The organism is Pseudomonas sp. 86_A (genome assembly GCF_017491705.1).
In the GTDB taxonomy this organism is placed as follows: Bacteria; Pseudomonadota; Gammaproteobacteria; order Pseudomonadales; family Pseudomonadaceae; genus Aquipseudomonas; species Aquipseudomonas koreensis.
On the sequence record NZ_JAFGYS010000011.1, the window covers coordinates 183,706 to 208,342 of the forward strand.

A 24,637-nucleotide genomic window follows, 5' to 3' on the forward strand; every position below is an offset into this window, starting at 1 on the left:
TACGAATCTTTGAGGTGCCGCTGGCGCCTCGACAAAATGTTGCGCGTGAACAAGCTGGATGAAACACAGTCTGTTCTGCATCGAATATTTATTTGCCGGGGCGCCCTTATGGCGCGTCGCTACCGTGAGATAGCCGTCCTCCATGTTTGGTTCCAACGACGACAAGAAGACCCCAGCTGCGGCTGGCGAGAAGAAAAGCCTGTTCGGATGGCTGCGTAAGAAACCGCAGGAACCCGTCGTCGAACAGCCGCCCGCGATGCCTGAGCCGGCGCCGACGCCAGCGCCGGCTATAGAAGAAGAGCCAGCGCCGGTCGTTCTGCCGATTGCCGAGCCGGTGCTGCAACCGGTTGAGCCTGAGCCCGAGCCTGAAACCCCGGTGGCGGCCGAGCTGCCACTGACCCCGGCTGCCGAGCCGTGGCTGACCTTGCCAGTGGCGGAAGAGCCGGTGGCACTGGTCGAAGAGGCCGCGCCGCATGTGACGCCGCCGATTCCTGCAGCTGTCGCGTTCGTCCCTGACGTCGCGCCGGCGCCTGTGGTTGAACCCGTTGTCGAGTCGGCGCCGGTTGCTCCTGAACCCGCGGCCCCGGTGTTCGTTGCCCCGGTTGCGCCGGTCGTTCAGCCGCCCGAGCCTGCACCTGCACCTGCACCTGCACCTGCACCTGCACCTGCACCTGCACCTGCACCTGCACCGGTTGCCGTCGCTCCCGCCGTGCCCGTCGAAGTGCTGGCTGAGGCCCCCGTCGAAGCGCCGCGCAGCGAAGAAAGCAAAGTCGGCTTCTTCGCCCGTCTCAAGCAAGGCCTGTCGAAAACCAGCGCCAGCATCGGCGAGGGCATGGCCAGCCTGTTTCTCGGCCGCAAAACCATCGATGACGATTTGCTCGATGAGCTCGAAACCCGTCTGCTGACCGCTGACGTTGGCGTCGAAGCCACCACGCAGATCATCCAGCGCCTGACCCAGAAAGTCGCTCGCAAGGAACTGGCCGACGCCGATGCGTTGTACAAATCGCTGCAGGCCGAGCTGGCGGCGATGCTCAAACCGGTCGAACAGCCGCTGAAAATCGCCTCGCAGACCAAGCCGTTCGTGATTCTGGTGGTTGGCGTCAACGGCGCCGGCAAGACCACCACCATCGGCAAACTGGCGAAGAAGCTGCAACTCGAAGGCAAGAAAGTCATGCTGGCTGCCGGTGACACCTTCCGCGCCGCTGCCGTTGAGCAACTGCAGGTGTGGGGTGAGCGCAACAAGATTCCGGTGATCGCCCAGCACACTGGCGCCGACTCCGCTTCGGTGATCTTCGACGCCGTGCAGGCCGCCAAGGCCCGTGGCATCGACGTGCTGATCGCCGACACCGCCGGTCGTCTGCACACCAAAGACAACCTGATGGAAGAACTGAAGAAAGTTCGCCGGGTGATCGGCAAGCTCGACGCCGACGCGCCGCACGAAGTGCTGCTGGTGCTCGATGCCGGTACCGGTCAGAACGCCATCAACCAGGCCAAGCAATTCAACCAGACCGTCGAACTGACCGGCCTGGCGCTGACCAAGCTCGACGGCACCGCCAAGGGCGGGGTGATTTTCGCTCTGGCCAAGCAGTTTGGTCTGCCGATCCGCTACATCGGCGTCGGTGAAGGCATCGACGATCTGCGTACCTTTGAAGCCGAACCCTTTGTCCAGGCATTGTTTGCCGAGCGGGAGCGTTCATGATTCGTTTCGAACAGGTCGGTAAACGCTACCCGAACGGTCACGTCGGCTTGCATGAGCTGAGCTTTCGAGTCCGTCGTGGCGAGTTTCTGTTTGTCACCGGTCACTCCGGTGCCGGTAAATCCACCCTGTTGCGTCTGTTGCTGGCGATGGAACGGCCGACCAGCGGCAAACTGCTGCTGGCCGGGCAAGACCTGAGCACCATCAGTAACGCGCAGATCCCGTTCCTGCGCCGGCAGATCGGCGTGGTGTTCCAGAACCACCAGTTGCTGTTCGATCGCACGGTGTTCAACAACGTCGCCTTGCCGCTGCAGATCCTCGGGCTGTCCAAGGCCGAGATCGCCAAGCGCGTCGACTCGGCGCTGGAGCGTGTGGCGCTGTCGGATAAAACCGATCTGTACCCGGGCGACCTGTCCACCGGTCAGCAACAGCGCGTCGGCATCGCCCGCGCCATCGTTCACCGTCCGGCCCTGCTGCTGGCGGACGAACCGACCGGTAACCTCGACCCGCGTCTGGCGGCCGAGATCATGGGTGTGTTCGAAGACATCAACCGGCTGGGCACCAGCGTGCTGATCGCCAGTCACGACCTGGCGCTGATTGCGCGAATGCGCCACCGCATGCTGACCCTGCAACGCGGCCGATTGATCGGCGACGGGGAGGCCGGCGTATGAATGCGACACGCAGTCCAAAGGTTTCCGAGCGCGTGGCTCCGAAGGCCGCCGATCCGCAACCGCCGAAGAAGAAAAAGCACGACGAAGACGACGGCCCGGATTTCTCCACGCTGTTGCGTTCGTGGATCGAAAGTCACCGCGCCAGCCTGCTCGACAGCCTGCGTCGGCTCGGCAAGCAGCCGATCGGCAGCTTCTTCACCTGCATGGTGATGGCCGTGGCGCTGAGTCTGCCGATGGGCCTGTCGCTGCTGATCAACAACGTCGAGCGTCTCGGTGGTTCGTGGCAGCGTGCGGCGCAGATTTCGCTGTACCTGCAACTCGATGCCACGCCGGCGCAGGGCGAGTCGTTGCGCGAGCAGATCAAAGGCATGCCCGGCGTGGCTGATGCTGAATATGTCGGTCGCGATCAGGCGCTGGAAGAGTTCCAGCAGCAGTCCGGTCTGGGCGAAGCCCTGCGCGAGCTGCCGGAGAACCCGCTGCCGGGTGTGGTGCTGGTGACCCCGAACGAGGTCGACAAGCCGACCCTGGAAGCATTAAGACAAAAACTTTCCGAGCTGCCCAAGGTACAACAGGCGCAACTTGATCTAGTCTGGGTCGAGCGTCTGGCCGCCATCCTCAAGCTCGGTGACCGGTTTGTCTTCGGTCTGACGGTGCTTTTGGTTTCTGCATTACTTTTGGTGATAGGCAATACCATTCGTCTTCATATTGAAAACCGCCGCACCGAGATAGAAGTGATTAAACTCGTCGGCGGCACTGACAGCTATGTGCGTCGCCCTTTCCTTTATATGGGCGCGTTGTATGGCTTCGGTGCGGGTGTCCTTTCCTGGGGAGTGCTGGCGTTTGGCCTTAACTGGCTGAACGACGCGGTGGTAGGATTGGCCGGCTTGTACGGCAGTGATTTCGCGCTGGCCGGAGTGCCAGCTGCCGACGGTCTGTCGCTCTTGCTTGGCGCGGTGCTGTTGGGTTATATCGGTGCATGGATTGCAGTCGCGCGTCATCTCAGGGAGCTGGCGCCGAAGTAGAATCTTTTTTGCGCGTGATTGGCCTTGTGGTTTTTTGGGAACTTGTACCTGAGTTCCCGGTCAATTTTTCGCAGTGCTGAAAGGCACGAGTATGTAAGTCGGAGGTTTTTTCGCATGACCAATTCTTTGCAACCTGCGTACGCGTTGGTTCCGGGTGCGAACCTGGAAGCCTATGTGCACACCGTCAACAGCATTCCATTGCTGACGCCGGAGCAGGAGCGTGAACTGGCCGAGAGTCTCTACTATGAGCAGGATTTGGGGGCGGCTCGGCAGATGGTGCTCGCCCACCTGCGATTTGTTGTTCACATCGCCCGTAGCTATTCCGGCTACGGTCTGGCTCAGGCTGACCTGATCCAGGAAGGCAACGTCGGCCTGATGAAGGCCGTGAAGCGCTTCAACCCGGAAATGGGTGTGCGTCTGGTGTCGTTCGCCGTGCACTGGATCAAGGCGGAAATTCACGAGTTCATCCTGCGCAACTGGCGCATTGTGAAAGTCGCGACCACCAAGGCCCAGCGCAAGCTGTTCTTCAACCTGCGCAGCCAGAAGAAACGTCTGGCGTGGCTGAACAACGAGGAAGTCCACCGTGTGGCGGAAAGCCTCGGCGTCGAGCCGCGGGAAGTGCGCGAGATGGAAAGCCGTCTGACCGGCCATGACATGGCCTTCGACCCGGCCGCGGAAGCGGACGACGACAGTGCTTTCCAGTCGCCGGCCAACTATCTGGAAGACCACCGGTACGACCCGGCGCGTCAGCTGGAAGATGCCGACTGGAGCGACAACTCCAATCACAACCTGCACGAAGCGCTGGAAGTGCTGGACGAACGTAGCCGTGACATCCTCTACCAGCGCTGGCTGGCAGAAGAGAAAGCTACGCTGCACGACCTGGCACAGAAGTACAACGTGTCGGCCGAGCGGATCCGTCAGCTCGAGAAGAGCGCGATGAACAAGCTCAAGTTGTCGATCGCCGCATAACCGGCGCTCAGGCAATAAAAAACGCCCCGATCAGCGATGATCGGGGCGTTTTCTTTTAGAAGATCAAAAGATCGCAGCCTTCGGCAGCTCCTGCAGGTGAAATGCAATCCCCTGTAGGAGCTGCCGAAGGCTGCGATCTTTTGCTTTATGGCATCACTGCGCCCAAGGTGCCCGGCGCGAATCATTGAGCCCCAGCAAATAACTGGTTCCGCCCAACTGGCTCATCTGCTGCCGGATCCAGCCGGCCCGGCGCGACACATACGCCGTTGGATGGCTGGCGCTCCACACTCGCGGATTTGGCAATACTGCCGCCAGATAACTCGCCTGCTGCCGTGACAGTGACTTCGCGCTCACACCAAAGTGATGGCGGGCCGCCGCTTCTGCACCAAACACCCCGTCATCCCACTCGACGCTGTTCAGATACACCTCAAGAATTCGCTGCTTGGGCCAGAGCACTTCGATCAGAGCGGTAAACCAGGCTTCCAGGCCTTTGCGCAGATAGCTGCGCCCCGACCACAGGAACAGGTTCTTCGACACTTGTTGGCTCAACGTACTGGCGCCGCGAATCGAGCCGCCGAGTTCGTTGTGGGCCAGCGCGGCCTGGATCGCGCCGAAGTCAAAGCCCCAGTGTTCGGGAAACTTCTGGTCTTCGCCGGCCATGACCGCGACTTTGAGGTCGTCGGAAATCTCGTCCCACGGTTTCCAGGTGCGCTGCAGGTCAATCGGCTCGCCGTCGACCCAGGATTCGACCTTGCGCTCGACCATCAGCGCCGTCCCCGGCGGCGGTACGAAGCGAAACAGCAGGACCAGCAATACGCTGCCGCCCGCGAACCAGAGCAGGGCCTTCGTGAGACGACGCAAAAAAGTACGCAGCATAGAGATGGCTTGGCCGAACCGATAGAGCGGGCCATTATACAGACCCTGCCGAACGAGTCTGACTGGAGTTCCACATGCTGCGTGGCTTTCTGATGCTGGCCGCTTTCTTTGGTTTTACCGGTGTCGCCCTTGGCGCATTTGCCGCCCATGCCTTGAAAAGTCGCCTGACCCCCGAGTACCTGGCGATCTTCCAAACTGGCGTGACCTATCAACTGGTGCACACCCTGGCGCTGTTCGGTGTGGCGCTGCTGGCGACGCAGATTCAGGGGCGGCTGGTGACATGGGCCGGAGCCTCGTTCGCCGTCGGCATCCTGTTGTTCTCCGGCAGCCTGTACCTGCTGAGCACCACCGGCATCAGCAAGCTCGGCATCATCACCCCGTTCGGTGGCCTGGCGTTTCTGGTGGGCTGGCTGTGTCTGGGCCTCGCCGCCTGGCGCCTGACCTGAGCCTGGCGCCAACTTGTAGGAGCTGCCGCAGGCTGCGATCTTTTGCCGTTGTCTTTCAAGATCAAAAGATCGCAGCCTTCGGCAGCTCCTACAGGGACCGGTTTCAAGACGAATGGCTTGGGTCAGCCTGACTGATCGGGCTAGAATGCCAGCCCCTAAAAATGATGGCGGCCTGGCGCATGCGCATTCAGTTGAATGGCGAATCCTTTGAACTGCCCGACGGCGAGACCGTTGCGGCCCTGATTACCCGCTTGGACTTGACCGGTCGCCGGGTAGCAGTCGAACTCAATCTGGATATCGTCCCGCGCAGCCAGCACGCCGACACCGTTCTCAACGACGGCGACAGCGTTGAAGTGGTGCACGCCATCGGCGGCGGCTAGTCGCCCGACCCGCAAGGGCACAGAATTCTGCAAGACCCTCACCTTTCAAGAGGATTCCCCATGAGCATCGTTCGTAGCGACAAGCCTTTCGTCCTGGCCGGTCGTACTTACCAGTCGCGTTTGCTGGTTGGTACCGGCAAGTACCGTGACATGGATGAAACCCGCCAGGCCATCGAAGCCTCGGGTGCCGAGATCGTCACCTTCGCCGTGCGCCGCACCAACCTGGGCCAGATCGAAGGCGAGCCGAACCTGCTCGACGTGCTGTCGCCGGATCGCTACACCTTCTTGCCGAACACCGCCGGTTGCTATGACGCCATCGAAGCCGTGCGCACCTGCCGCCTGGCCCGTGAGCTGCTCGACGGTCACAACCTGGTGAAGCTGGAAGTGCTGGCCGACCAGAAAACCCTGTTCCCTAACGTGATCGAAACCCTCAAGGCCGCGGAAACGCTGGTCAAGGAAGGCTTCGACGTGATGGTTTACACCAGTGATGACCCGATCATCGCTCGCCAACTGGCGGAAATCGGTTGTATCGCGGTGATGCCGCTGGCCGGTCTGATCGGTTCGGGCCTGGGGATCTGCAACCCGTACAACCTGCAGATCATCCTCGAAGAAGCGAAAATCCCGGTGCTGGTCGATGCCGGTGTCGGGACCGCTTCCGACGCCACCATCGCCATGGAACTGGGCTGTGACGCGGTGCTGATGAACTCGGCCATCGCTCATGCCCAGCAACCGGTGATGATGGCCAAAGCCATGCAACACGCGATCGTCGCAGGCCGTCTGGCCTATCTCGCCGGCCGCATGCCGAAAAAACTCTATGCCAGCGCCTCTTCGCCGCTGGATGGTCTGATCAAGTAAGAGCCATTGATGACTGAATCGAACGACACGCCTATCCAGACGGAAGAGGGCGACGAGCGCCAACACCGCCGCATCAAGAGTTTCGTGATGCGCGCCGGGCGCATGACCGAAGGCCAGCAACGCGGTCTGGATCAGGGCGCGCCGCTGTACGTGCTGCCGCTGGCCGACGCGCCGGTGGATTACGATCAAGTGTTCGGCCGTTCGGCGCCGCGCTCGCTGGAGATCGGTTTCGGCATGGGCCACTCGCTGCTGGAAATGGCCGCCGCTGCGCCGGATCAGGACTTCATCGGTGTCGAAGTGCACCGTCCGGGTGTTGGCGCGCTGCTCAATGGCGTGCTGACCCAGGGCCTGACCAACCTGCGTGTGTACGATTGCGACGCGATCGAAGTGCTCAACCGCTGCATCGCCGACAACAGCCTCGATCGCCTGATGCTGTTCTTCCCGGACCCATGGCACAAGAGCCGTCACCACAAGCGTCGTATCGTTCAGGCGTCTTTCGCCGAACTGGTGCGCAGCAAGCTGAAGGTTGGCGGCATCCTGCACATGGCCACCGACTGGGAACCGTACGCCGAGTACATGCTGGAGGTGATGAACGTCGCCCCGGGCTACCGCAACCTCGCCGAAGACGGCAAGTGCGTACCGCGCCCGGCCGAACGCCCGATCACCAAGTTCGAACGCCGCGGCGAACGTCTTGGGCATGGCGTATGGGATCTGAAGTTCGAAAAACAGTCCTGAGTCCCGCGGACGATCCAATGTAGGAGCTGCGGCACGCTGCGATCTTTTGATCTTGATTGTTAAGATCAAAAGATCGCAGCGTGCCGCAGCTCCTACAGTTGTTTTGGGTGTGCTGAAAGATCAGCGGCGGTCGGCAACTACGCCGATGAGGACGAGGACCACCAACAGCACCGGCGCCAGGCTGTAGTTGTTGAACTGGCTCAACCCCTTGACCACCCATGGCGTGGCGTAGATCAGCGCGGCGCCGCTGCCGATGACGCACAGCAGGGCCATCAGCGGTACGCGCAGGGCGCCGGCGATGCTGCCCAGGCGTTGCTCGACCCAGCCCTTGAAGTCGGCGCCGAACAGCACCAGCAGGCAGCCCACCAGGGCCAGGGCGATTTCCGAAAGGTTGCTGCGGCTCCAGCGGGACACGGTGGCGAGCAGATCGAGTATCAAATCCATGCGGTTTTCCTTAGGGCAGCCGTTTGAGGTGGGCTCAGCTCAGAAATTTCTGCAGCAAGTCGTTGAGGAACAATTGTCCGCGCTCGGTGGCCGCCAGACGTGACGGTTCGACCTGCATCAGGCCGCTTTGTTCGGCCTCGCGGCGGTGTTCGGCGAGACTTTCCAGTGGCAGGCCAGTGCGCTCCGGATACAGGCGCGATTCCACCCCGGCGGTCAGGCGCAGCGCGTTCATCAGGAACTCGAACGGCATCTCGTCGTTGCTCAGGGCTTTCTCGCCAGCCTGGAAGCTTTTGGCCGGATTGAGATAGTCCTTTGGCAGACGCGTCTTCCAGGTGCGCACGATGCGCCCGTCCGGATGGCTGAGCTTGCCGTGGGCGCCGGCGCCGATGCCGATGAAGTCGCCGAAACTCCAGTAATTGAGGTTATGCCGCGCCGGACGTCCGGGCTGGGCATAGGCCGAGACTTCGTATTGCGCGTAACCGTGCTCGGCCAGCAGCGCTTGCCCGGCCTCTTGAATGTCCCACAGCGTATCGTCTTCCGGCAGCACCGGCGGCTGGTTCCAGAACACCGTGTTCGGCTCCAGTGTCAGTTGATACCAGGAGATGTGCGTCGGTTGCAGTTCGATGGCCTGGCGCAGGTCGCTCAAGGCATCGTCCAGCGACTGATCGGGCAAGCCATGCATCAAGTCGAGGTTGAAGTTATCGAACCCGGCCTGGCGCGCCATGCCGGCCGCGCGCACCGCTTCGTCGCCGTTGTGGATGCGTCCGAGCGCTTCCAGCTTCTGCTGCTGGAAGCTCTGGATGCCGATCGACAGGCGATTGATCCCCAGCTTGCGGTACGCGACGAACTTTTCTTGTTCGAAGGTGCCGGGGTTGGCTTCCAGGGTGATTTCGATGTCGTGGGCGAACGGAATGCGCTGTTCGACGCCTTTCAGCAAACGCCCAAGGGCGTCAGCGCTGAACAGGCTCGGCGTGCCGCCGCCAAAGAAGATCGAGCTGATTTCACGGCCGTAAACCGCGTGCAGGTCCTGATCGAGATCGGCCAGCAACGCGTCGACGTATTCCTGTTCCGGCAGCACCGGGCTGGCGGTGTGCGAGTTGAAATCGCAATACGGGCATTTGCGCACACACCACGGGATGTGGATGTACAGCGCCAGGGGCGGCAGCGTTGGCAGCGGCGCCCGAGGCGAAGAGGCGGCGCCGCCGATGATCAGCGACGACGCAGAGGGGCTGGCGGTCATTTCAGGCCCAGACGCTGGCGCAGCAGATCCATTGCACGGGCGCGGTGGCTGATCTGGTTTTTGTCGGCCGGGCTCAGTTCGGCGCTGGACACGTTACGTTCCGGCACCCAGAACAGCGGGTCGTAGCCGAAACCGTGTTCGCCGCTGGCGGCGGTCAGGATGCGCCCGTGCCACAGGCCTTCGCACAGGATCGGCAGCGGATCATCAGCGTGACGCACCAGTGCCAGCACACAGACGAACTGCGCGCTGCGCTCGGCTTCCGGCACATCCTGCAGCGCATCGAGCAGCTTGGCGTTGTTCGCCGCATCGCCTTTGCCGTCGGCATAACGCGCCGAGTAGATGCCCGGTGCACCGCCGAGGAAGTCCACCGCCAGACCGGAGTCGTCGGCCAGCGCCGGCAAGCCGGAAATGCGCGCGGCATTGCGCGCCTTGAGGATCGCGTTCTCGACGAACGACAGGCCGGTTTCTTCCGGCTCGACCTTGCTCCATTCGCCGATCGAGCGCAGTTGCACCGCGTCGCCGAGCATGGCCTGGAGTTCCTTGAGTTTGCCGGCGTTATGGCTGGCCAGTACGAGTTGCGTGAGGTTCATCATTCGCCGGGGAAAAGCTCTTGGTTGAAATTGATGGTGTTGATCTTGTCGCCGTTCTGCACCTTGATTTCAAAGGTGCGGGTTTCCTGCTGCTCCACCGGATACTGGGCGATGTAATAGATCGCGCCCTGTTCGGTGATCTGGCGGAAGTTCAGCGGCACGCTTTGGCTGGTCAGGTCTTTGACCGTGCCGGTCACGTTGGCGATCAATGGTTTGCCGTCCTTGACCACCGAGACGTTGATCACGCCTTGATTCTTGCTGCGGATCAGCTCGGCGGCCTTGGCGATGTCGGGCGTCAGGAAGGTTGAGTTGAAGGTGTTGTAGTGCACAGTAACGTCACCAAACACTTCCTTGCGCTCGCCCTTGATGGTATCTGCGGCCACCGCCGACAGACTCAGGCAGGCGGCCAATAGCACAGTAATCAAGCGACCCATGATCGTTCTCCTCGAAATGTCGTGGTTCAGACCGCGACCCGATGATCTGCAAGCACCGGGCTGCTGACGCGGTAGATACCGATCTCACCTAACAGATTAGGCCATAGCTTACTGGCCCACCCGTGACGGTGCTGTTGATCCACGGCAAGCCGATCAATGACCTTCGCGTCACGTTCGCGACAAAGTTCTTCAAAGTCTTCGAAGGTGCAGAAGTGGATGTTCGGCGTGTTGTACCAGGTGTACGGCAGAAACTCCGACACCGGCATCCGGCCCTTGCTCGCCAGGTACCAGCGGCAGCGCCAGTGACCGAAGTTGGGGAAGGTGATGATGCACTGACGACCGACCCGCAGCATTTCGTCGAGGATCTTGTCCGGATAATGCACGGCCTGCAGCGCCTGGGTCATCACCACGATGTCGAAGCTGTTGCTGGCAAAGTTGCCCAGGCCCTTGTCCAGGTCCTGCTCGATAACATTGATGCCCTTGGCCACGCACTCGGCAATGTTATCCGGGTCGTTTTCCAGGCCATAGCCGGTGACCTGTTTGTGGTCGCGCAGCCAGGTCAGCAGTTCGCCGTCGCCGCAACCGAGGTCGAGCACGCGGCTGCCGGCGGGGATCCATTCCTGGATGATTTCCAGATCAGCTCTCATGGCTTGTTCACACCGTAATTCGGTTCATGTAATTGCCGAACGCCTGCAAATAGCGCGGGATCGGAATCAAAAAGGCGTCGTGGCCCTGTGGGGCGTCGATTTCCAGATAGCTGACGTCTTTGCGTGCGGCCATCAGCGCGTCTACCAGCTCCCGCGAGCGGGCCGGGGAGAAGCGCCAGTCGGTGGTGAACGACATCACGCAGAACTTGGCGGTGGCGTTCTCGAAGGTTTTCGCCAGGTTATCGTCGAAGTTCGCCGCCGGATCGAAGTAGTCCAGCGCCTTGGTCATCAACAGATAGGTGTTGGCATCGAAACGCCCGGAGAACTCTTCGCCCTGATAACGCAGGTAGCTTTCGACCTGGAACTCGACGCTGTGGAAGTCGTAGTTGAGCTTTTCGCTCTTCAGGCCACGGCCGAATTTCTCGCCCATGGAGTCGTCGGACAGGTAGGTGATGTGCCCGACCATCCGCGCCAACATCAGGCCGCGCTTGGGGATTACGCCGGCTTCCTGGAACGAACCGCCGTGGAATTCCGGATCAGTGAGGATTGCCTGGCGCGCCACTTCGTTGAAGGCGATGTTCTGCGCCGAGAGTTTTGGCGCCGAGGCGATGGCCAGGCAGTGCCGCACACGATCCGGGTAGGTGATGGTCCACTGCAAGGCCTGCATGCCGCCGAGGCTGCCGCCGATCACTGCGGCGAACTGGCGGATGCCGAGCAGGTCAGCCAGGCGCGCCTGGCTGTGCACCCAGTCTTCCACGGTGAGCACCGGGAAGTCGGCGCCGAACGGCTTGCCGGTTTCCGGGTTGAGGCTGCTCGGACCGGTGGAGCCGTTGCAGCCGCCCAGATTGTTCAGGCTGACCACGAAGAATTTGTGGGTGTCGATTGGCTTGCCGGGGCCGATGCAGCTGTCCCACCAACCGGGCTTGCGGTCGTCGGGGCTGTGATAGCCGGCGGCATGGTGATGCCCGGATAAGGCGTGGCAGATCAGCACGGCGTTGCTCGCCTGTGCGTTCAACGTGCCGTAGGTTTCGTAGATTAGATCGTAGGCGGGCAGCGAACGGCCGCAGGCCAGGGCCAGGGGTTCACTGAAGTGCGCCGTTTGCGGCGTCACCAGACCAACAGAATCGGGGGGAAAGGCAGCTGGCATCGACCCTGCTCTCGTTGAAATGAGGCGTAAGTCTAAAGACCGGGGGGGTTAGCGGCAAGCGGCCCTCACCCTAGCCCTCTCCCAGAGGTAGAGGGGACCGACCGAGGTGTTCTTTTGAGCTACGCCGACCTGATCTATCGAGTTGAACTCAGGTTTTGAAAACCAGCCAAATCAGGTTCCTCTCCCGGAGGTAGAGGGGGGCTGATTGGGGAGGATGTTCGAGATACACCGACCTGAGCTATCGAGTCGAACTCTAGTTTTGAAAACACCATAGATCGGCTCCCTCTCCAGGGGGAGAGGGCTGGGGTGAGGGGCACAGACGCCGCCAAACTCAAGACAAGCGCCCAACCAACCCAGGCAAGTCCGGCAACTTCTTCGGCGAACAAATCTTCACTCGCTTCTGCCGGTTCAACTCGCCGCTGAGCAAACTGACCTGGCTCTTGGACACGCCAAACGCCTTGGCCAGAAAACCCATCAGATACGCATTGGCCTTGCCCTCGACCGGCGGGGCGGTGAGGCGGATCTTCAAGCGGTCACCGTGCAGCCCGGCGAAATCATCGCTGCGGGCTGCCGGTTGCAGGTGACATTCGAGGATCAGGTCGTCCCCGTCCCAGCGGAACCAGCTCACATCAGCAAGCGCAGGATTTCCGGCATCATCGTCATCGCCGCCAGATTGTTGATCACCAGCATGTCGATCAGCTTCAGCGCGAGGAAGGCGAAGATCGGCGACAGGTCCAGCCCGCCGAGGTTTGGCAGAATCTTGCGGAACGGCGCCAGGGCCGGCTCGCAGATCTGGTTCACCAGTTCAGCGCCTGGATTATGGCTGCCCGGAGCGACCCACGACAGGATCACGCTGATGATCAGGGCGAAGAAGAAAATCTTCAGGAACAGCGCGGTGACGCCAATGATCGCCCAGATAAACAGCTGCAGCGGGTTGCCGGTGGTGCCGTAAGTCAGCAGCAGGGTCAGCGCCATCAGCGCCAGTTGCACCAGAATCGCCAGGACCAGCGACGACATGTCCAGGCCGAACAGGCTCGGGATGATCCGGCGCAGTGGCTTGAGCAGCGGCTGGGTGGCTTTGACCACGAACTGGCACAGCGGGTTGTAGAAGTTCGCCCGCACCAGTTGCAGGACGAAGCGCAGCAGCACGATCAGCAAGTACAGGCTGCCGAGGGTTTGCAGCACGTAAACCGCTGCGGTGTTCAATCCAATCATGTAAGGCTCCTTATTTGCCCAGTTGTTCGGCCATTTCGGCCGAGCGGTGCGCGGCGGCGCCGAGTGCTTTTTCCACCAGGGCTTCGAAGCCATTAGCCTGGAATGATTTGATCGCGGCTTCTGTGGTGCCGTTTGGCGACGTCACGCGGCGGCGCAGTTCGGCAGCGTCGACATCGCTGGATACCGCCATGTGCGCGGCGCCCAGAGCCGTTTGCTGGGTCAGTTGCTCGGCGATTTCCTTTGGCAGACCGAGTTTGACGCCGGCGGCGGTCATCGCTTCGATCAGCAGGAAGAAGTACGCCGGGCCGGAGCCGGAGACGGCGGTCACCGCATCGAGTTGCTGTTCTTCGTTCAGCCACAGCGCGATGCCGACGGCGGACAGCAGCGCTTCGGCCTGCTGGCGCTGCTCGGCAGTCACTTCATGGGTGGCGTACAGGCCACTCACGCCCTGACGCAGCAGCGCCGGGGTGTTGGGCATGCAGCGCACGATCGGCTGCTCGCCGAGCCACGCGGTCATGCTCGCGCAGGTGATGCCGGCGGCGATCGACACCACCAGTTGATGCGGTTTCAGGCTCGGGCGGATGGCTTCACACACGGCTTTCATCGCCTGTGGCTTGACCGCCAGCACGATCACGTCGACGCCATCAATGGCCTGAGCGTTGTCGGCGAAGGTTTCGATGCCGTGTTCGGCGCTGACGCGTTTGCGCGTCTCTTCGCCCGGATCGCTGGCGCGAATGTGGCTGGCTTGCAGACCCTTGGCGCGCAGGCCGCCAATCAGACTGGCGGCCATGTTGCCGGCACCGATAAAGGCAATACGTGTGTTGCTCATGTCAGGTCCTTATTCAGAAGTTTGTCAGCCATGTCATGGCTGGCCGTAGTCGCGAGCGCCAAACAGGGCGGTACCGATCCGCACCCAGGTGGCGCCTTGGGCGATGGCCGACTCGAGGTCGTGGCTCATGCCCATGGAAAGTGTGTCGAGCGGCAGATTCAGGCTGGCCTGCAAACGTTGCACGGCAGCAAAAGCGGCGTCTTGTTCGGGGCGATCTTCGGTCGGCTCGGGAATCGCCATCAGCCCGCGCAGCTTCAGCCGGGGCAGGGCGCTGATGGCTTCGGCCAGCGCTGGCAGGTCGGCCGGGGTGCAGCCGGACTTGCTGGCTTCACCGCTGACGTTGACCTGAATGCAGATGTTCAGCGGCGGCAGCTCGGCCGGGCGCTGTTCGGACAGGCGTTGGGCAATTTTCAGGCGATCCACGGAGTGCACCCAGTCGAAATGCTCGGCGATGGCGCGAGTCTTGTTCGATTGAATGGGGCCGATGAAGTGCCAGATCAAGGGCAGGTCGGCCAGTTCGAGCTGTTTGCCCAGGGCTTCCTGCAGATAGTTCTCGCCGAAGTCACGCAGGCCGGCGGCGTAGGCTTCACGCAGGTCTTGCGCCGGTTTGGTCTTGCTCACCGCAAGTAATTGAACGCTGTGTTCGGCGCGCCCGGCAGCGGCGGTGGCAGCCTGGATGCGCGAACTAACCTGAAGGATGTTGTCTGCTATCGTGGACATCAAGAGGCGCCGGCGGTCTGAAGGTTCGCGGCATTCTACTGGAATTGAGGGACGCTATGGATATCACTGAACTGCTGGCGTTCAGCGCCAAACAGGGCGCTTCCGACCTGCACCTGTCGGCCGGTCTGCCGCCGATGATCCGCGTCGATGGCGATGTGCGGCGAATCAATCTGCCGGCGCTGGATCACAAGCAAGTGCACGAATTGATCTACGACATCATGAACGACACCCAGCGGGTCGACTTCGAGAAACACCTGGAAACGGATTTCTCGTTCGAAGTCCCCGGGGTGGCGCGCTTTCGGGTCAATGCGTTCAACCAGAACCGTGGCGCCGGCGCGGTGTTCCGCACCATTCCCTCGAAAGTACTGAGCATGGAAGACCTCGGCATGGGCGATGTCTTTCGCAAGATCACCGATGCGCCGCGCGGGCTGGTGCTGGTGACCGGGCCGACCGGCTCCGGCAAGTCGACCACGCTGGCGGCGATGATCGATTACCTCAACACCCATCGCCATCACCACATCCTCACCATCGAAGACCCGATCGAGTTCGTTCACGAATCGCGCAAATGCCTGATCAACCAGCGCGAAGTGCACCGCGACACCCGCAGCTTCGCCACCGCCCTGCGTTCGGCACTGCGCGAAGACCCGGACGTGATTCTGGTGGGCGAGATGCGCGACCTGGAAACCATTCGCCTGGCGCTGACCGCTGCCGAAACCGGGCATTTGGTGTTCGGCACCCTGCACACCACGTCAGCGGCGAAAACCATCGACCGGGTGGTGGATGTGTTTCCGGGGGATGAGAAATCCATGGTGCGTTCGATGTTGTCCGAGTCGCTGCTGGCCGTGGTCTCGCAGACCCTGATCAAGAAGATCGGCGGCGGGCGGGTGGCGGCGCACGAGATCATGCTGGGAACGTCGGCGATCCGTAACCTGATCCGCGAGGACAAGGTGGCGCAAATGTATTCGGCGATTCAGACCGGTGGGTCGTTGGGGATGCAGACACTCGACATGTGCCTGAAGGAGCTGGTGACCAAGGGTTTGATCAGTCGCGAGCATGCGCGGGAGAAGGCGCGTACGCCGGATAATTTCTGAGGGTTGGAATGCAAATTTGTGGCGAGGGAGCTTGCTCCCGCTGGGCGGCGCAGCCGCCCCAAAAGCTTGTGAGCGCTGCGCACTCAAGCGGGAGCAAGCTCCCTCGCCACAGTTGATCGTGTTTTAACGCTGAACGACGCGCATCTGCTTGCCGCCAGGTTCTTTCGGCAATACGCGCTTGGCAACCACGTAATGCTTTTCCCAATACGGCTTGTTCAGCGTGTCGATGCTCACCGCTTTGCCACGACGCGGTGCGTGGATGAAGCGGTCGTTGCCCAGGTAGATGGCAACGTGGTTGACCCGACGACTCTTGATGTTGAAGAAAATCAGGTCGCCCGGTTTCAGATCCTTGCGCTCGACTTTCTCGCCGTGACCGCTGGCCATGGCGTTGGAGGTGCGTGGCAGGTCGAACGTGGCGTCGTTGAACGCATATTTCACCAGACCGCTACAGTCGAAACCTTTACTTGGGCTGCTGCCGCCCCAACGATAAGGAGTACCGAGGACGTTCACCGCACGGCTCAGGACGTTGCTGCTTTCCTTGTTGGCCATCGGTGGCACCAGCTTGCCGTGATTCTTGCTGGCGAGCGTGGTGTGTTTCGTTTGTTTGCTGCTCTTGCTCGCAGGAGCCGAAGCATGGGATTTAGGGGTGAAACCGTTAACGTTGGGAAGACGTTGCTCACGATTGGTGGCGTGGGCGGCCAGTGGCATTAATAGGCAAATAGTTAGCCATGTCTTGAAAAATGGTCGCATTAGGCGTGGCTCTTATGTGGTAGCGCGCAACTTTATAACAGCTTTTTTGTCCCTTCCGAGGCCGTTGGTCGATTCAATCGGGAGGCAACGGAACCAAACAAGCGGCAAATGGACGCGATTGTCCGACAGAAGTCAGGTGTTATAAGGCTTTGACGGCAGACACGGTAACATTTGCCATACGTCGGCTACCTGTAAAAAAGTCACAAAGATTTAAAGAATATTTATCTATCGTGTGCAACGAGGTCTTCATGAACCGCTATCAGCTACCCCGCGTGAAGGAACAAGACACCCACAGCAAAATCATCGGTTACCTGCTGTGGATCTTTGGATTCACCGGCGCTCACCGCTTCTATTACGGCAAACCGGTCACCGGGACGATCTGGTTTTTCACCTTCGGCTTGTTGGGTATTGGCTGGCTGATCGACGTGTTCCTGATCCCGGCGATGGACCGCGAGGCGGATCTGCGTTTTGCCGCAGGGCCGATCGAATACAACGTGGCGTGGATTCTGCTGACGTTCCTGGGCGTGTTCGGCGTGCACCGGATGTACCAGGGCAAGTGGATCAGCGGGTTGCTGTATCTGCTGACCGGCGGGTTGTTCTTTGTCGGGGTGCTGTATGACTTCTGGACACTGAATGATCAGGTCTCGGTGCGTAATGCGCAGAACCGCGGCACCTTCCAGTAACCTGTGGTGAGGGGATAAATCCCCTTACCACAATGTCCCGCAGCAGCCGCTTACGCCTGGTGGCTGATCCGCCCATCCACCAGCGTATAACGCACCACGCCCGGCAGGGTGTGACCGAGGAACGGGCAGTTTTCGCCTTTCGACAGCCAGGTTTCGCCCGCGACGGTCGAAGCCTTCGGATCGAAGAGCACGATATCCGCCGCACCGCCCACCACCAGTTTGCCCGCCGGCAGCCGCAGCGCGTCCGCAGGGCCCGCGCTCAGGCGCGCAAGCAGGGTCGGCAGATCGAGTAGACCGTCCTCGACCAGGGTCATCGCCAGCGGCAGCAACAACTCGACGCTGCTGATGCCCGGTTCGGTTGCGCCGAACGGTGCCAGTTTGGCGTCGCGTTCATGCGGCTGGTGATGGCTGGAGATTGCCGACACCACACCCGACTTCACTGCCTCACGCAGGCCGTCGCGGTCCGCGCGGGTGCGCAGCGGCGGTTGCACGTGATACAGGCTGCTGAAGTCGATCAGCGCTTCATCGGTGAGGATCAGTTGATACAGCGCGACATCCGCCGTCACCTTCAAGCCACGGGCCTGGGCCTGGGCGATCAGGGCGACGCCGCGAGCGCTGGTCAGTTGGCTGAAGTGCGCGCGCACGCCGGTCTGCTCGACCAGCAACAGATCGCGGGCCAGGGCCACGGTTTCCGCCGTTTCCGGAATGCCCGGCAGACCGAGGAAGCTGGCGACCGCGCCTTCGTGAGCCAGGCCGCCATCCGCCAGGTCGTGATCCTGCGAATTGAAGATCACCGTCAGGTCGAAGGTGGCCGCGTACTCCAGCGCCCGGCACAGGGTGCGGGTGTTGCGGAAACTCTCCAGGCCATTGCCGAACGCCACGCACCCGGCGTCACGCAGCGCCACCAGCTCTGCAAGCTGTTCGCCATCCAGACCTTTACTCAGCGCGCCAATCGGAAACACCTTGGTGTTGCCGGCTTCACGGGCGCGGTCGAGGATCAGTTCGGCCACCGCCGAGGTGTCGAGCACCGGTTTGGTCTTCGGCGGGCAGCACAGGCTGGTCACGCCACCGGCTGCTGCCGCGCGGGTTTCGCTGGCGATGCTGCCTTTGCGGCTGTAGCCCGGCTCGCGCAGGGCGACGTTCAGATCGACCAGCCCGGGCGCGGCGACAAGGCCTTGGGCGTCGATGGTTTCAACGGCAGTGAAACCGGCCGGTGCGGCGCCGAGGGCGACGATTTTGCAGGCTTCAACGTGGATGTCGGTGATTTGATCCAGGCCGCTGCTTGGATCGATGACGCGGGCGCCGAGAATGCTGAGCTTCACTGGGCGTTCTCCTGCTCGAATTGACGTTGCGCTGTTTGCCCGCTCATGGCCATCGACAGCACGGCCATGCGGATCGCGATGCCGTAGGTGACCTGATTGAGGATCACCGAATGCGGGCCGTCGGCCACTGCCGATTCGATTTCCACGCCACGGTTGATCGGCCCCGGGTGCATGACGATGCAATTGGGTTTGGCCCCGGCCAGACGCGCGGTGGTCAGGCCGAACAGGCGATAGAACTCGCCTTCGCTCGGCAGCAGGCCGCCGGTCATGCGTTCACGCTGCAGGCGCAGCATGATCACCACGTCGACGTCCTTCAGGCCTTCGTTCATGTCGGTGTAGACCTTGACGCCGTACTGCTCGATGCCGATCGGCAGCAGGGTCTTCGGCGCGATCACGCGGATGTCCGGGCAGCCGAGGGTCTTCAGGGCGAGCATGTTCGAACGCGCCACTCGCGAATGCAGGATGTCGCCGACGATCGCCACCGAGAGGTTTTCGAAACCGCCCTTGTGCCGACGGATGGTGAGCATGTCGAGCATGCCCTGGGTCGGGTGCGCGTGACGACCGTCGCCGCCGTTGATGATCGCCACTTGTGGGCAGACATGCTCGGCGATGAAGTGTGCGGCCCCGGAATCGCCGTGGCGCACGACGAACATGTCGGCGGCCATGGCTTCGAGGTTGCGCAGGGTGTCGAGCAGGGTTTCACCTTTGCTGGCCGACGAGGTCGACACGTTCAGGGTGATCACGTCCGCCGACAGCCGCTGGGCCGCCAGTTCGAAGGTGGTGCGGGTGCGCGTGGAGTTTTCGAAGAACACATTGCACACGGTCTTGCCGCGCAGCAACGGGACCTTCTTCACCGCCCGGGCTCCGACTTCGAGGAACGAGTCGGCAGTGTCGAGGATTTCCGTCAGCAACTCGCGGCGCAGGCCGTCGAGCGAGAGGAAGTGGCGCAGCTGGCCCTGATCATTGAGCTGCAGCGGGCGCTTGGTATCTAGAGGCGTCATCGCGAGGGGGACTCTCAATAGGGCGGATTAAGGATTCAGGTCTTGCAGTTCGAGGGTCAGCGGCTCCGGGCCGGACAACTTGACCCGTTGGTGAGCGGCCAGCGACAGGGTCGCGCCGACCACGTTCGGGCGGATCGGCAGCTCGCCGGCGTCCAGGTCCAGCAGGCAGACCAGGGTCACGCTGGCCGGACGACCGTAGTCGAACAGTTCGTTCATGGCGGCGCGGATGGTGCGGCCGCTCATCAGCACGTCGTCGATCAGCACCAGATGCTGGCCTTCGATCTCGAAGGGCAGGGCCGACGGGCGCACTTGTGGGTGCAGGCCGTTCTGGCTGAAGTCGTCGCGGTAGAAGGAAACATCCAGCGTGCCCAGTGGTGCATCGCTGCCCAGCTCCTTGAGCAGGGCCTGCGCAACCCAAATGCCACCGGTGCGGATGCCGATGTAGCGCGGTTCACTGATGCCACGCTGGGCCAGGTGCGCCTTGAGGCGTGTCGCCATCTGGCTGATCAGATCGGCGGGATTTGGCAGGCTCATGGTTGCTCCTTCTTGGGGTCGAGCCGGGTCCTTGGACGCGGCTCGGATCGTAGCTCAAAAGAAAAGCGCCGAAGCGCTTGTCAGGATTCAAACAATGCAGTGTTTTCATCGAGCCAGCCCTGCAGCAGCAGGGCGGCGGCGATGGCGTCCACCGGGTTGTCGCGGTAACTGCCTTTCTGCCCGCCACGGGCCAGTCGCTCGCCCTTGGCTTCGAACGTGGTCAGGCGTTCGTCGTGGGTATAGAAGGGCAGATTGAAGCGGCCGTTGAGGCGCCGGGCGAATTTCTCCGCGCGTACGCACATGTCGCTCGGTGTGCCGTCCATGTTCAACGGCAGGCCGACGACGACGGCGTCGGGTTTCCATTCCTTGATAAGGGCTTCGACCTGGTTCCAGTCGGGAACGCCGTTCTGCGCCTTCAAGGTGCACAGCTCGCGGGCCTGGCCGGTAATCACCTGGCCGACCGCGACGCCGATCTGTTTGGTGCCGTAGTCGAAGCCGAGAATCAGGCGCAGGGCCATCAGGCGTGCCCCGCCTGGCTGGTCAGCAGGCTGAGGTTGATCCCCAGATGCCGGGCCGCCGCTTCCAGGCGCAGCTCGCTGCTGGTGTTGAACAGGATGTCGGCGTCGTACGGGCAGGTCAGCCAGGCGTTGTCGGCCAGTTCGGCCTCCAGTTGCCCGGCTTCCCAGCCGGCATAGCCGAGGGCGATCACGCTTTTTGCCGGGCCCACGCCGTCGGCGATGGCGAACAGCACGTCCTGCGAGGTGGACAGCGCCAGATCACCTTCGAGCTCAACGGTGGCCTGAAAGGTCTTGCCCGCCGGGTGCAGGACAAAACCGCGATCGGTCTGCACCGGGCCGCCGATGAAGATCGGCACATGCTGGCACAGCGCTGGCGGATCGATGTCCGGGCGCAATTGCTCGAGAATGTCAGCCAGATTCAGCTCTTGCGGTCGATTGACCACCAGCCCCATGGCGCCATTGGCCGTGTGCTCGACGATGTAGGTCAAGGTGTGGGCAAAGTTCGGGTCGGCCATGTGTGGCATGGCGATCAGGAAATGATGCTTGAGGTAGCTGGGGCTGACGTTTTTCATGAGCGATAGTGTGGCGTTCGGGGGGCGAACTGACAAGCTGGAGATGCGTTGCGAATGGTCTTCCCGCCCCCTGTGGCGAGGGAGCTTGCTCCCGCTCGGCTGCGCAGCAGTCGTAAAATCTGATATCCGGGTGTGTCTGAATAAATGCAGGGGGCCGCTTCGCAGCCCAGCGGGAGCAAGCTCCCTCGCCACAAAAGCTCGCTTGGCGCTGTTCAGTTGCTGGAGAGCTTATCGCCCCGGGCGAATTTCCAGGTGCGGATGATTTCCAGTCGGTCGATATCCGACAGATCGCCGGTAAACGGGGCAAACGGTGCCGCCAGTCGGACGATGCGCTGCGCGGCCTGATCCAGCAGCGGCTGGCCGGAGGATTCGAGCACCAGCACTTCATACAGCGAGCCGTCGCGGTTGATCGAGACCATCAGGCGCAGGTTGCCGTAGATCTGCTTGCGTCGGGCTTCTTCCGGGTAATTGAGGTTGCCGATGCGCTCGACCTTCTTGCGCCAGTCGTCCTTGTACCAGGCGCCCTTGTCGCGCATGGTCGAGGCGGCGCTCAAACGGTGGATACGCGGGCGCTTGGCGTACAGCTGTTGTTCGTTGGCCAGTTCGGCTTCGAGGCTGGCGATGTCGCTGGACAGCTGCGAGCTGTCGAACGTCGGCGCATCGACCGCAGGTTTGGTCTCGGTCTTGGTTTCTTCTTTCTTGGTCGGCGCCTTCTGCTGTTTCGGCGCCACCGTGGTCACCGCAGCCTTGGGCGCCGCTTCGCGAACCTCCGGTTTGGCGGCCGGTGGCGGGGTGACCTTTTTGACCTGATTGTCCTGGAACGGCGCGACCTCGGTGGTCTTGGGGATCGCCTTCTTGTCGAGGGTGCCGCTGCCCTCCTGGTTTTCCTGAGCGAGGAAATCAGCCTTTTTCGGCTTGGTTTCGCTCTTGAAGGTGGCAAGGGTGATTTCCAGGGTTTTGCTGATCTGCTTGGGCTCGACCATGGTGAAGCCGACGCCCAGCAGCAGCGCCAAATGGATCAGCGCCGCGAGAAACAGGGTAAATCCGAGGCGATCGGCCGGGCGCACGCCACGATGGGCGAGTTCTGCGGGCAGATCGGACGGGAGGGTCATGACAAGAAAACCAACATCGCGCTTTTCAGAGGCTGCGCATGATAACGCAATGTTGGTTTCGCGCCTTGGGCTTCACGCTTCAAGCGACAAGCTGCATGTGACACACGTCAAGCTTGCGGCTTTTTGCCGGCGGCTTGCAGCTTCTTGTCGATCGCGTCCATCAGCATGCCGCCGATATCAGTGCCGAACGCGTTGTCGATTTCGCGGATGCAGGTCGGGCTGGTGACGTTGATTTCGGTGAGGTTTTCGCCAATCACGTCCAGGCCGACGAACAGCAGGCCTTTCTCGCGCAGGGTCGGGCCGACTTGCGCGGCGATCCAGCGATCCTTGTCGGTCAGCGGCCGTGCTTCGCCACGACCACCGGCGGCGAGGTTGCCCCGAGTTTCGCCCTGGGCCGGAATCCGTGCCAGGCAGTAATCCACCGGCTCGCCGTCGATCATCAGGATGCGCTTGTCGCCGTCCTTGATCGCCGGCAGATAGGCCTGACCCATGATCTGCTGGCCGCCAAGGGCGGTCAGGGTTTCGAGGATCACCGACAGGTTCGGGTCGCCGGCGCGGTGACGGAAAATCGACGTGCCACCCATGCCGTCCAGCGGCTTGAGGATCACGTCGCCATGCTTGGCGGCGAATTCGCGCAGCACGTCGGCGCGACGGCTGACGATGGTTGGCGGGGTGCACTGCGGGAACAGCGTGGCGAACAGTTTTTCGTTGCAGTCACGCAGGCTCTGCGGCTTGTTGACCACCAGCACGCCGGCGGTTTCGGCCTGTTCCAGCAGGTAGGTGGAGTAGACGAACTCCATGTCGAACGGCGGATCCTTGCGCATCAGGATCACGTCCAGATCGCTCAGCAGGTTGTCCTGCTCGGCATCCAGTTCGAACCATTTTTCCGGGTTGGCGAAGACCTTCAGCGGCTTCATGCGCGCCCGGGCCTGACCTTCGGCCTGATACAGGTCACGCTGTTCCATGTAGAACAGCTCCCAGCCGCGTTTCTGCGCGGCCAGCAACATGGCCAGCGAGCTATCCTTTTTATAGGAAATGCTGGCGATAGGGTCCATGACAATCCCGACGCGAACGCTCATTGGGTTTTCCTCGAAAATTGGCTACCGGATCGGTATTGAAAAAGTGCCGCCAGAGTGGCGCTGGCAGGGTTTTCGGTCAAGGAAAAACCCGTCGATAGATTGCATCTGGAGACTGTGCTAAAAAGGCTGGCATGCAGTGCTGGCCCTTGAACATCAAGGGTTTCCAGCCATTACTCATCGCAAAACGGACAATTTGATTCGCAAAGGCGACGGTAGAGCCCTCTTATGGAACAGCAGTCCAGCGCCTTGAAGGTCATGGTGATCGATGACTCGAAAACGATTCGTCGCACCGCCGAAACACTGTTGAAGAATGTGGGCTGCGAAGTCATCACGGCCATCGATGGTTTCGACGCCTTGGCCAAGATCGCCGACAACCACCCCGGAATCATTTTTGTCGACATCATGATGCCGCGTCTGGATGGTTATCAGACCTGCGCTTTAATCAAGAACAACAGTGCCTTCAAGGCCACGCCGGTGATCATGCTGTCGTCCAGGGACGGGCTGTTCGACAAGGCCAAGGGGCGGATTGTCGGTTCTGATCAATTTTTGACCAAGCCTTTCAGCAAGGAAGAACTGCTCAACGCGATTCAGGCCCACGTTCCGGGCTTCGCCGCCGTTTTGCCGCAGTAAGACACGTACAGTGACGCTCGGCCAGCGGGCCGGATGTCGACAAGAAAAATGGGGAAGACCATGGCACGTATCCTGATCGTCGATGATTCGCCGACTGAAATGTACAAACTCACCGGCATGCTGGAAAAGCACGGCCATGAAGTGCTCAAGGCCGAAAATGGCGCCGACGGCGTGGCCCTGGCCCGTCAGGAAAAACCCGATGCCGTGCTGATGGACATCGTCATGCCCGGCCTCAACGGTTTTCAGGCGACTCGGCAACTGACCAAGGATGCCGAGACCAGCCATATCCCGGTGATCATCATCACCACCAAGGATCAGGAAACCGACAAGGTCTGGGGCACCCGTCAGGGCGCGAAGGATTACCTGACCAAACCGGTCGAAGAAGACATGCTGATAAAGACTCTGAACAAAGTACTCGAAGGCTGATTG

At 61.5% G+C, this 24,637-nt stretch carries 31 protein-coding genes; 12 read left to right on the forward strand and 19 right to left on the reverse strand.

The window, feature by feature from the left end; all coding sequences use genetic code 11:
- The first annotated feature begins 142 nt into the window (after positions 1-142).
- The 4 genes from ftsY to rpoH all read left to right on the forward strand — a co-directional run bounded on the left by ftsY (position 143) and on the right by rpoH (position 4,358).
- Positions 143-1,699 carry a signal recognition particle-docking protein FtsY gene (ftsY, locus tag J5M57_RS18350; protein WP_207848382.1) on the forward strand — a complete coding sequence of 519 codons (1,557 nt, stop codon included), beginning with the start codon at positions 143-145 and terminating at the stop codon, positions 1,697-1,699.
- On the forward strand, positions 1,696-2,367 hold the full coding sequence (gene ftsE, locus J5M57_RS18355; RefSeq protein WP_003229148.1) for a cell division ATP-binding protein FtsE: 672 nt from the start codon (positions 1,696-1,698) through the stop codon (positions 2,365-2,367). The genes ftsY and ftsE overlap by 4 nt, the downstream gene beginning before the upstream one ends.
- Positions 2,364-3,389, forward strand: a complete 1,026-nt coding sequence (gene ftsX, locus J5M57_RS18360; protein WP_207848383.1) for a permease-like cell division protein FtsX — start codon at positions 2,364-2,366, stop codon at positions 3,387-3,389. The genes ftsE and ftsX overlap by 4 nt, the downstream gene beginning before the upstream one ends.
- Positions 3,390-3,503: 114 nt before the next feature.
- The gene (gene rpoH / locus J5M57_RS18365) at positions 3,504-4,358 is read left to right on the forward strand and encodes an RNA polymerase sigma factor RpoH (RefSeq protein WP_003229146.1); all 855 of its coding nucleotides are present in this window, start codon (positions 3,504-3,506) and stop codon (positions 4,356-4,358) included.
- Positions 4,359-4,511: 153 nt separating this feature from the next.
- On the opposite strand, the gene mtgA is transcribed toward rpoH, so the two are convergent.
- Entirely contained in the window at positions 4,512-5,234 is a 723-nt protein-coding gene (gene mtgA / locus J5M57_RS18370; protein ID WP_064589659.1) for a monofunctional biosynthetic peptidoglycan transglycosylase, read from the reverse strand.
- A gap of 74 nt (positions 5,235-5,308) precedes the next feature.
- Between mtgA and J5M57_RS18375 the strand changes: the two genes are divergently transcribed.
- The 4 genes from J5M57_RS18375 to trmB all read left to right on the forward strand — a co-directional run bounded on the left by J5M57_RS18375 (position 5,309) and on the right by trmB (position 7,650).
- Positions 5,309-5,680 carry a DUF423 domain-containing protein gene (locus tag J5M57_RS18375; protein WP_169843404.1) on the forward strand — a complete coding sequence of 124 codons (372 nt, stop codon included), beginning with the start codon at positions 5,309-5,311 and terminating at the stop codon, positions 5,678-5,680.
- 179 nt (positions 5,681-5,859) lie between these two features.
- Positions 5,860-6,060 (forward strand): sulfur carrier protein ThiS, encoded by a 201-nt coding sequence (gene thiS / locus J5M57_RS18380; RefSeq protein ID WP_169843405.1) that lies wholly within the window; start codon positions 5,860-5,862, stop codon positions 6,058-6,060.
- A 60-nt stretch (positions 6,061-6,120) separates the two neighbouring features.
- Positions 6,121-6,915, forward strand: a complete 795-nt coding sequence (locus J5M57_RS18385) for a thiazole synthase (RefSeq protein WP_207848384.1) — start codon at positions 6,121-6,123, stop codon at positions 6,913-6,915.
- Between the two features lie 9 nt (positions 6,916-6,924).
- Entirely contained in the window at positions 6,925-7,650 is a 726-nt protein-coding gene (gene trmB / locus J5M57_RS18390; protein WP_016983240.1) for a tRNA (guanosine(46)-N7)-methyltransferase TrmB, read from the forward strand.
- A 120-nt stretch (positions 7,651-7,770) separates the two neighbouring features.
- Here trmB and J5M57_RS18395 read toward each other — a convergent pair whose 3' ends face one another.
- The 10 genes from J5M57_RS18395 to J5M57_RS18440 form a co-directional block, all read right to left on the reverse strand.
- Positions 7,771-8,094 carry a DUF3392 domain-containing protein gene (locus tag J5M57_RS18395; RefSeq protein WP_003229134.1) on the reverse strand — a complete coding sequence of 108 codons (324 nt, stop codon included), beginning with the start codon at positions 8,092-8,094 and terminating at the stop codon, positions 7,771-7,773.
- A gap of 34 nt (positions 8,095-8,128) precedes the next feature.
- Positions 8,129-9,334, reverse strand: coding sequence for a radical SAM family heme chaperone HemW (gene hemW / locus J5M57_RS18400; RefSeq protein WP_243435143.1), 1,206 nt, complete (start codon positions 9,332-9,334; stop codon positions 8,129-8,131).
- Positions 9,331-9,927 (reverse strand): RdgB/HAM1 family non-canonical purine NTP pyrophosphatase, encoded by a 597-nt coding sequence (rdgB, locus tag J5M57_RS18405; RefSeq protein WP_169843406.1) that lies wholly within the window; start codon positions 9,925-9,927, stop codon positions 9,331-9,333. The genes hemW and rdgB overlap by 4 nt, the downstream gene beginning before the upstream one ends.
- Positions 9,924-10,358, reverse strand: a complete 435-nt coding sequence (locus J5M57_RS18410; RefSeq protein ID WP_169843407.1) for a DUF4426 domain-containing protein — start codon at positions 10,356-10,358, stop codon at positions 9,924-9,926. Before J5M57_RS18410 ends, rdgB begins: the two co-directional genes overlap by 4 nt.
- Before the next feature lie 26 nt (positions 10,359-10,384).
- Positions 10,385-11,005 carry a methionine biosynthesis protein MetW gene (gene metW / locus J5M57_RS18415; protein ID WP_064589647.1) on the reverse strand — a complete coding sequence of 207 codons (621 nt, stop codon included), beginning with the start codon at positions 11,003-11,005 and terminating at the stop codon, positions 10,385-10,387.
- A gap of 7 nt (positions 11,006-11,012) precedes the next feature.
- Positions 11,013-12,152: a homoserine O-acetyltransferase gene (locus J5M57_RS18420; protein WP_169843408.1), complete on the reverse strand. Its 1,140-nt coding sequence runs from the start codon at positions 12,150-12,152 to the stop codon at positions 11,013-11,015.
- A gap of 331 nt (positions 12,153-12,483) precedes the next feature.
- Positions 12,484-12,780 (reverse strand): DUF167 domain-containing protein, encoded by a 297-nt coding sequence (locus J5M57_RS18425; RefSeq protein WP_007913642.1) that lies wholly within the window; start codon positions 12,778-12,780, stop codon positions 12,484-12,486.
- Positions 12,777-13,367, reverse strand: a complete 591-nt coding sequence (locus tag J5M57_RS18430; RefSeq protein ID WP_064589644.1) for a YggT family protein — start codon at positions 13,365-13,367, stop codon at positions 12,777-12,779. The genes J5M57_RS18425 and J5M57_RS18430 overlap by 4 nt, the downstream gene beginning before the upstream one ends.
- 10 nt (positions 13,368-13,377) lie before the next feature.
- Positions 13,378-14,196 carry a pyrroline-5-carboxylate reductase gene (gene proC / locus J5M57_RS18435; RefSeq protein ID WP_207848385.1) on the reverse strand — a complete coding sequence of 273 codons (819 nt, stop codon included), beginning with the start codon at positions 14,194-14,196 and terminating at the stop codon, positions 13,378-13,380.
- 33 nt (positions 14,197-14,229) lie between these two features.
- Positions 14,230-14,916: a YggS family pyridoxal phosphate-dependent enzyme gene (locus tag J5M57_RS18440; protein ID WP_207848386.1), complete on the reverse strand. Its 687-nt coding sequence runs from the start codon at positions 14,914-14,916 to the stop codon at positions 14,230-14,232.
- 56 nt (positions 14,917-14,972) lie between these two features.
- Between J5M57_RS18440 and J5M57_RS18445 the strand changes: the two genes are divergently transcribed.
- Positions 14,973-16,007 (forward strand): PilT/PilU family type 4a pilus ATPase, encoded by a 1,035-nt coding sequence (locus J5M57_RS18445; protein ID WP_003229114.1) that lies wholly within the window; start codon positions 14,973-14,975, stop codon positions 16,005-16,007.
- Positions 16,008-16,130: 123 nt separating this feature from the next.
- Here the strand turns inward: J5M57_RS18445 and J5M57_RS18450 are convergent, their stop codons facing one another.
- Entirely contained in the window at positions 16,131-16,757 is a 627-nt protein-coding gene (locus J5M57_RS18450; protein WP_064589641.1) for a C40 family peptidase, read from the reverse strand.
- 248 nt (positions 16,758-17,005) lie between these two features.
- Here J5M57_RS18450 and J5M57_RS18455 point away from each other — a divergent pair, with 248 nt between their 5' ends.
- A complete protein-coding gene (locus tag J5M57_RS18455) occupies positions 17,006-17,440 on the forward strand; it encodes a TM2 domain-containing protein (RefSeq protein ID WP_064589640.1) in 435 nt (144 codons plus the stop codon).
- Between the two features lie 50 nt (positions 17,441-17,490).
- Here the strand turns inward: J5M57_RS18455 and J5M57_RS18460 are convergent, their stop codons facing one another.
- The 7 genes from J5M57_RS18460 to gshB all read right to left on the reverse strand — a co-directional run bounded on the left by J5M57_RS18460 (position 17,491) and on the right by gshB (position 23,578).
- Positions 17,491-18,762 carry a dihydroorotase gene (locus J5M57_RS18460; RefSeq protein WP_207848387.1) on the reverse strand — a complete coding sequence of 424 codons (1,272 nt, stop codon included), beginning with the start codon at positions 18,760-18,762 and terminating at the stop codon, positions 17,491-17,493.
- Positions 18,759-19,763, reverse strand: coding sequence for an aspartate carbamoyltransferase catalytic subunit (locus J5M57_RS18465; RefSeq protein ID WP_207848388.1), 1,005 nt, complete (start codon positions 19,761-19,763; stop codon positions 18,759-18,761). Before J5M57_RS18465 ends, J5M57_RS18460 begins: the two co-directional genes overlap by 4 nt.
- A 27-nt stretch (positions 19,764-19,790) precedes the next feature.
- The gene (pyrR, locus tag J5M57_RS18470) at positions 19,791-20,297 is read right to left on the reverse strand and encodes a bifunctional pyr operon transcriptional regulator/uracil phosphoribosyltransferase PyrR (RefSeq protein WP_064589635.1); all 507 of its coding nucleotides are present in this window, start codon (positions 20,295-20,297) and stop codon (positions 19,791-19,793) included.
- 80 nt (positions 20,298-20,377) lie between these two features.
- Positions 20,378-20,815 carry a Holliday junction resolvase RuvX gene (gene ruvX, locus J5M57_RS18475; RefSeq protein WP_064589634.1) on the reverse strand — a complete coding sequence of 146 codons (438 nt, stop codon included), beginning with the start codon at positions 20,813-20,815 and terminating at the stop codon, positions 20,378-20,380.
- The gene (locus J5M57_RS18480) at positions 20,815-21,387 is read right to left on the reverse strand and encodes a YqgE/AlgH family protein (protein WP_064589633.1); all 573 of its coding nucleotides are present in this window, start codon (positions 21,385-21,387) and stop codon (positions 20,815-20,817) included. Before J5M57_RS18480 ends, ruvX begins: the two co-directional genes overlap by 1 nt.
- Before the next feature lie 212 nt (positions 21,388-21,599).
- Positions 21,600-22,499: an energy transducer TonB gene (locus J5M57_RS18485; RefSeq protein ID WP_064589632.1), complete on the reverse strand. Its 900-nt coding sequence runs from the start codon at positions 22,497-22,499 to the stop codon at positions 21,600-21,602.
- Positions 22,500-22,606: 107 nt separating this feature from the next.
- Positions 22,607-23,578 (reverse strand): glutathione synthase, encoded by a 972-nt coding sequence (gshB, locus tag J5M57_RS18490; protein ID WP_064589631.1) that lies wholly within the window; start codon positions 23,576-23,578, stop codon positions 22,607-22,609.
- 225 nt (positions 23,579-23,803) lie between these two features.
- Between gshB and pilG the strand changes: the two genes are divergently transcribed.
- Both pilG and pilH read left to right on the forward strand, forming a co-directional pair.
- A complete protein-coding gene (gene pilG / locus J5M57_RS18495; protein WP_007913673.1) occupies positions 23,804-24,208 on the forward strand; it encodes a twitching motility response regulator PilG in 405 nt (134 codons plus the stop codon).
- A 60-nt stretch (positions 24,209-24,268) separates the two neighbouring features.
- Positions 24,269-24,634, forward strand: coding sequence for a twitching motility response regulator PilH (gene pilH / locus J5M57_RS18500; RefSeq protein ID WP_064590123.1), 366 nt, complete (start codon positions 24,269-24,271; stop codon positions 24,632-24,634).
- Positions 24,635-24,637: the final 3 nt, after the last annotated feature.

Excerpts from the sequence above, each read along its gene's own strand:
- ftsY (WP_207848382.1), top strand. The coding sequence starts at position 143 with ATGTTTGGTTCCAACGACGACAAGAAGACCCCAGCTGCGGCTGGCGAG.
- ftsE (WP_003229148.1), top strand. The coding sequence starts at position 1,696 with ATGATTCGTTTCGAACAGGTCGGTAAACGCTACCCGAACGGTCACGTC.
- ftsX (WP_207848383.1), top strand. The coding sequence starts at position 2,364 with ATGAATGCGACACGCAGTCCAAAGGTTTCCGAGCGCGTGGCTCCGAAG.
- rpoH (WP_003229146.1), top strand. The coding sequence starts at position 3,504 with ATGACCAATTCTTTGCAACCTGCGTACGCGTTGGTTCCGGGTGCGAAC.
- mtgA (WP_064589659.1), bottom strand. The coding sequence starts at position 5,234 with ATGCTGCGTACTTTTTTGCGTCGTCTCACGAAGGCCCTGCTCTGGTTC.
- J5M57_RS18375 (WP_169843404.1), top strand. The coding sequence starts at position 5,309 with ATGCTGCGTGGCTTTCTGATGCTGGCCGCTTTCTTTGGTTTTACCGGT.
- thiS (WP_169843405.1), top strand. The coding sequence starts at position 5,860 with ATGCGCATTCAGTTGAATGGCGAATCCTTTGAACTGCCCGACGGCGAG.
- J5M57_RS18385 (WP_207848384.1), top strand. The coding sequence starts at position 6,121 with ATGAGCATCGTTCGTAGCGACAAGCCTTTCGTCCTGGCCGGTCGTACT.
- trmB (WP_016983240.1), top strand. The coding sequence starts at position 6,925 with ATGACTGAATCGAACGACACGCCTATCCAGACGGAAGAGGGCGACGAG.
- J5M57_RS18395 (WP_003229134.1), bottom strand. The coding sequence starts at position 8,094 with ATGGATTTGATACTCGATCTGCTCGCCACCGTGTCCCGCTGGAGCCGC.
- hemW (WP_243435143.1), bottom strand. The coding sequence starts at position 9,334 with ATGACCGCCAGCCCCTCTGCGTCGTCGCTGATCATCGGCGGCGCCGCC.
- rdgB (WP_169843406.1), bottom strand. The coding sequence starts at position 9,927 with ATGATGAACCTCACGCAACTCGTACTGGCCAGCCATAACGCCGGCAAA.
- J5M57_RS18410 (WP_169843407.1), bottom strand. The coding sequence starts at position 10,358 with ATGGGTCGCTTGATTACTGTGCTATTGGCCGCCTGCCTGAGTCTGTCG.
- metW (WP_064589647.1), bottom strand. The coding sequence starts at position 11,005 with ATGAGAGCTGATCTGGAAATCATCCAGGAATGGATCCCCGCCGGCAGC.
- J5M57_RS18420 (WP_169843408.1), bottom strand. The coding sequence starts at position 12,152 with ATGCCAGCTGCCTTTCCCCCCGATTCTGTTGGTCTGGTGACGCCGCAA.
- J5M57_RS18430 (WP_064589644.1), bottom strand. The coding sequence starts at position 13,367 with ATGATTGGATTGAACACCGCAGCGGTTTACGTGCTGCAAACCCTCGGC.
- proC (WP_207848385.1), bottom strand. The coding sequence starts at position 14,196 with ATGAGCAACACACGTATTGCCTTTATCGGTGCCGGCAACATGGCCGCC.
- J5M57_RS18440 (WP_207848386.1), bottom strand. The coding sequence starts at position 14,916 with ATGTCCACGATAGCAGACAACATCCTTCAGGTTAGTTCGCGCATCCAG.
- J5M57_RS18445 (WP_003229114.1), top strand. The coding sequence starts at position 14,973 with ATGGATATCACTGAACTGCTGGCGTTCAGCGCCAAACAGGGCGCTTCC.
- J5M57_RS18450 (WP_064589641.1), bottom strand. The coding sequence starts at position 16,757 with ATGCGACCATTTTTCAAGACATGGCTAACTATTTGCCTATTAATGCCA.
- J5M57_RS18455 (WP_064589640.1), top strand. The coding sequence starts at position 17,006 with ATGAACCGCTATCAGCTACCCCGCGTGAAGGAACAAGACACCCACAGC.
- J5M57_RS18465 (WP_207848388.1), bottom strand. The coding sequence starts at position 19,763 with ATGACGCCTCTAGATACCAAGCGCCCGCTGCAGCTCAATGATCAGGGC.
- pyrR (WP_064589635.1), bottom strand. The coding sequence starts at position 20,297 with ATGAGCCTGCCAAATCCCGCCGATCTGATCAGCCAGATGGCGACACGC.
- ruvX (WP_064589634.1), bottom strand. The coding sequence starts at position 20,815 with ATGGCCCTGCGCCTGATTCTCGGCTTCGACTACGGCACCAAACAGATC.
- J5M57_RS18480 (WP_064589633.1), bottom strand. The coding sequence starts at position 21,387 with ATGAAAAACGTCAGCCCCAGCTACCTCAAGCATCATTTCCTGATCGCC.
- J5M57_RS18485 (WP_064589632.1), bottom strand. The coding sequence starts at position 22,499 with ATGACCCTCCCGTCCGATCTGCCCGCAGAACTCGCCCATCGTGGCGTG.
- gshB (WP_064589631.1), bottom strand. The coding sequence starts at position 23,578 with ATGAGCGTTCGCGTCGGGATTGTCATGGACCCTATCGCCAGCATTTCC.
- pilG (WP_007913673.1), top strand. The coding sequence starts at position 23,804 with ATGGAACAGCAGTCCAGCGCCTTGAAGGTCATGGTGATCGATGACTCG.
- pilH (WP_064590123.1), top strand. The coding sequence starts at position 24,269 with ATGGCACGTATCCTGATCGTCGATGATTCGCCGACTGAAATGTACAAA.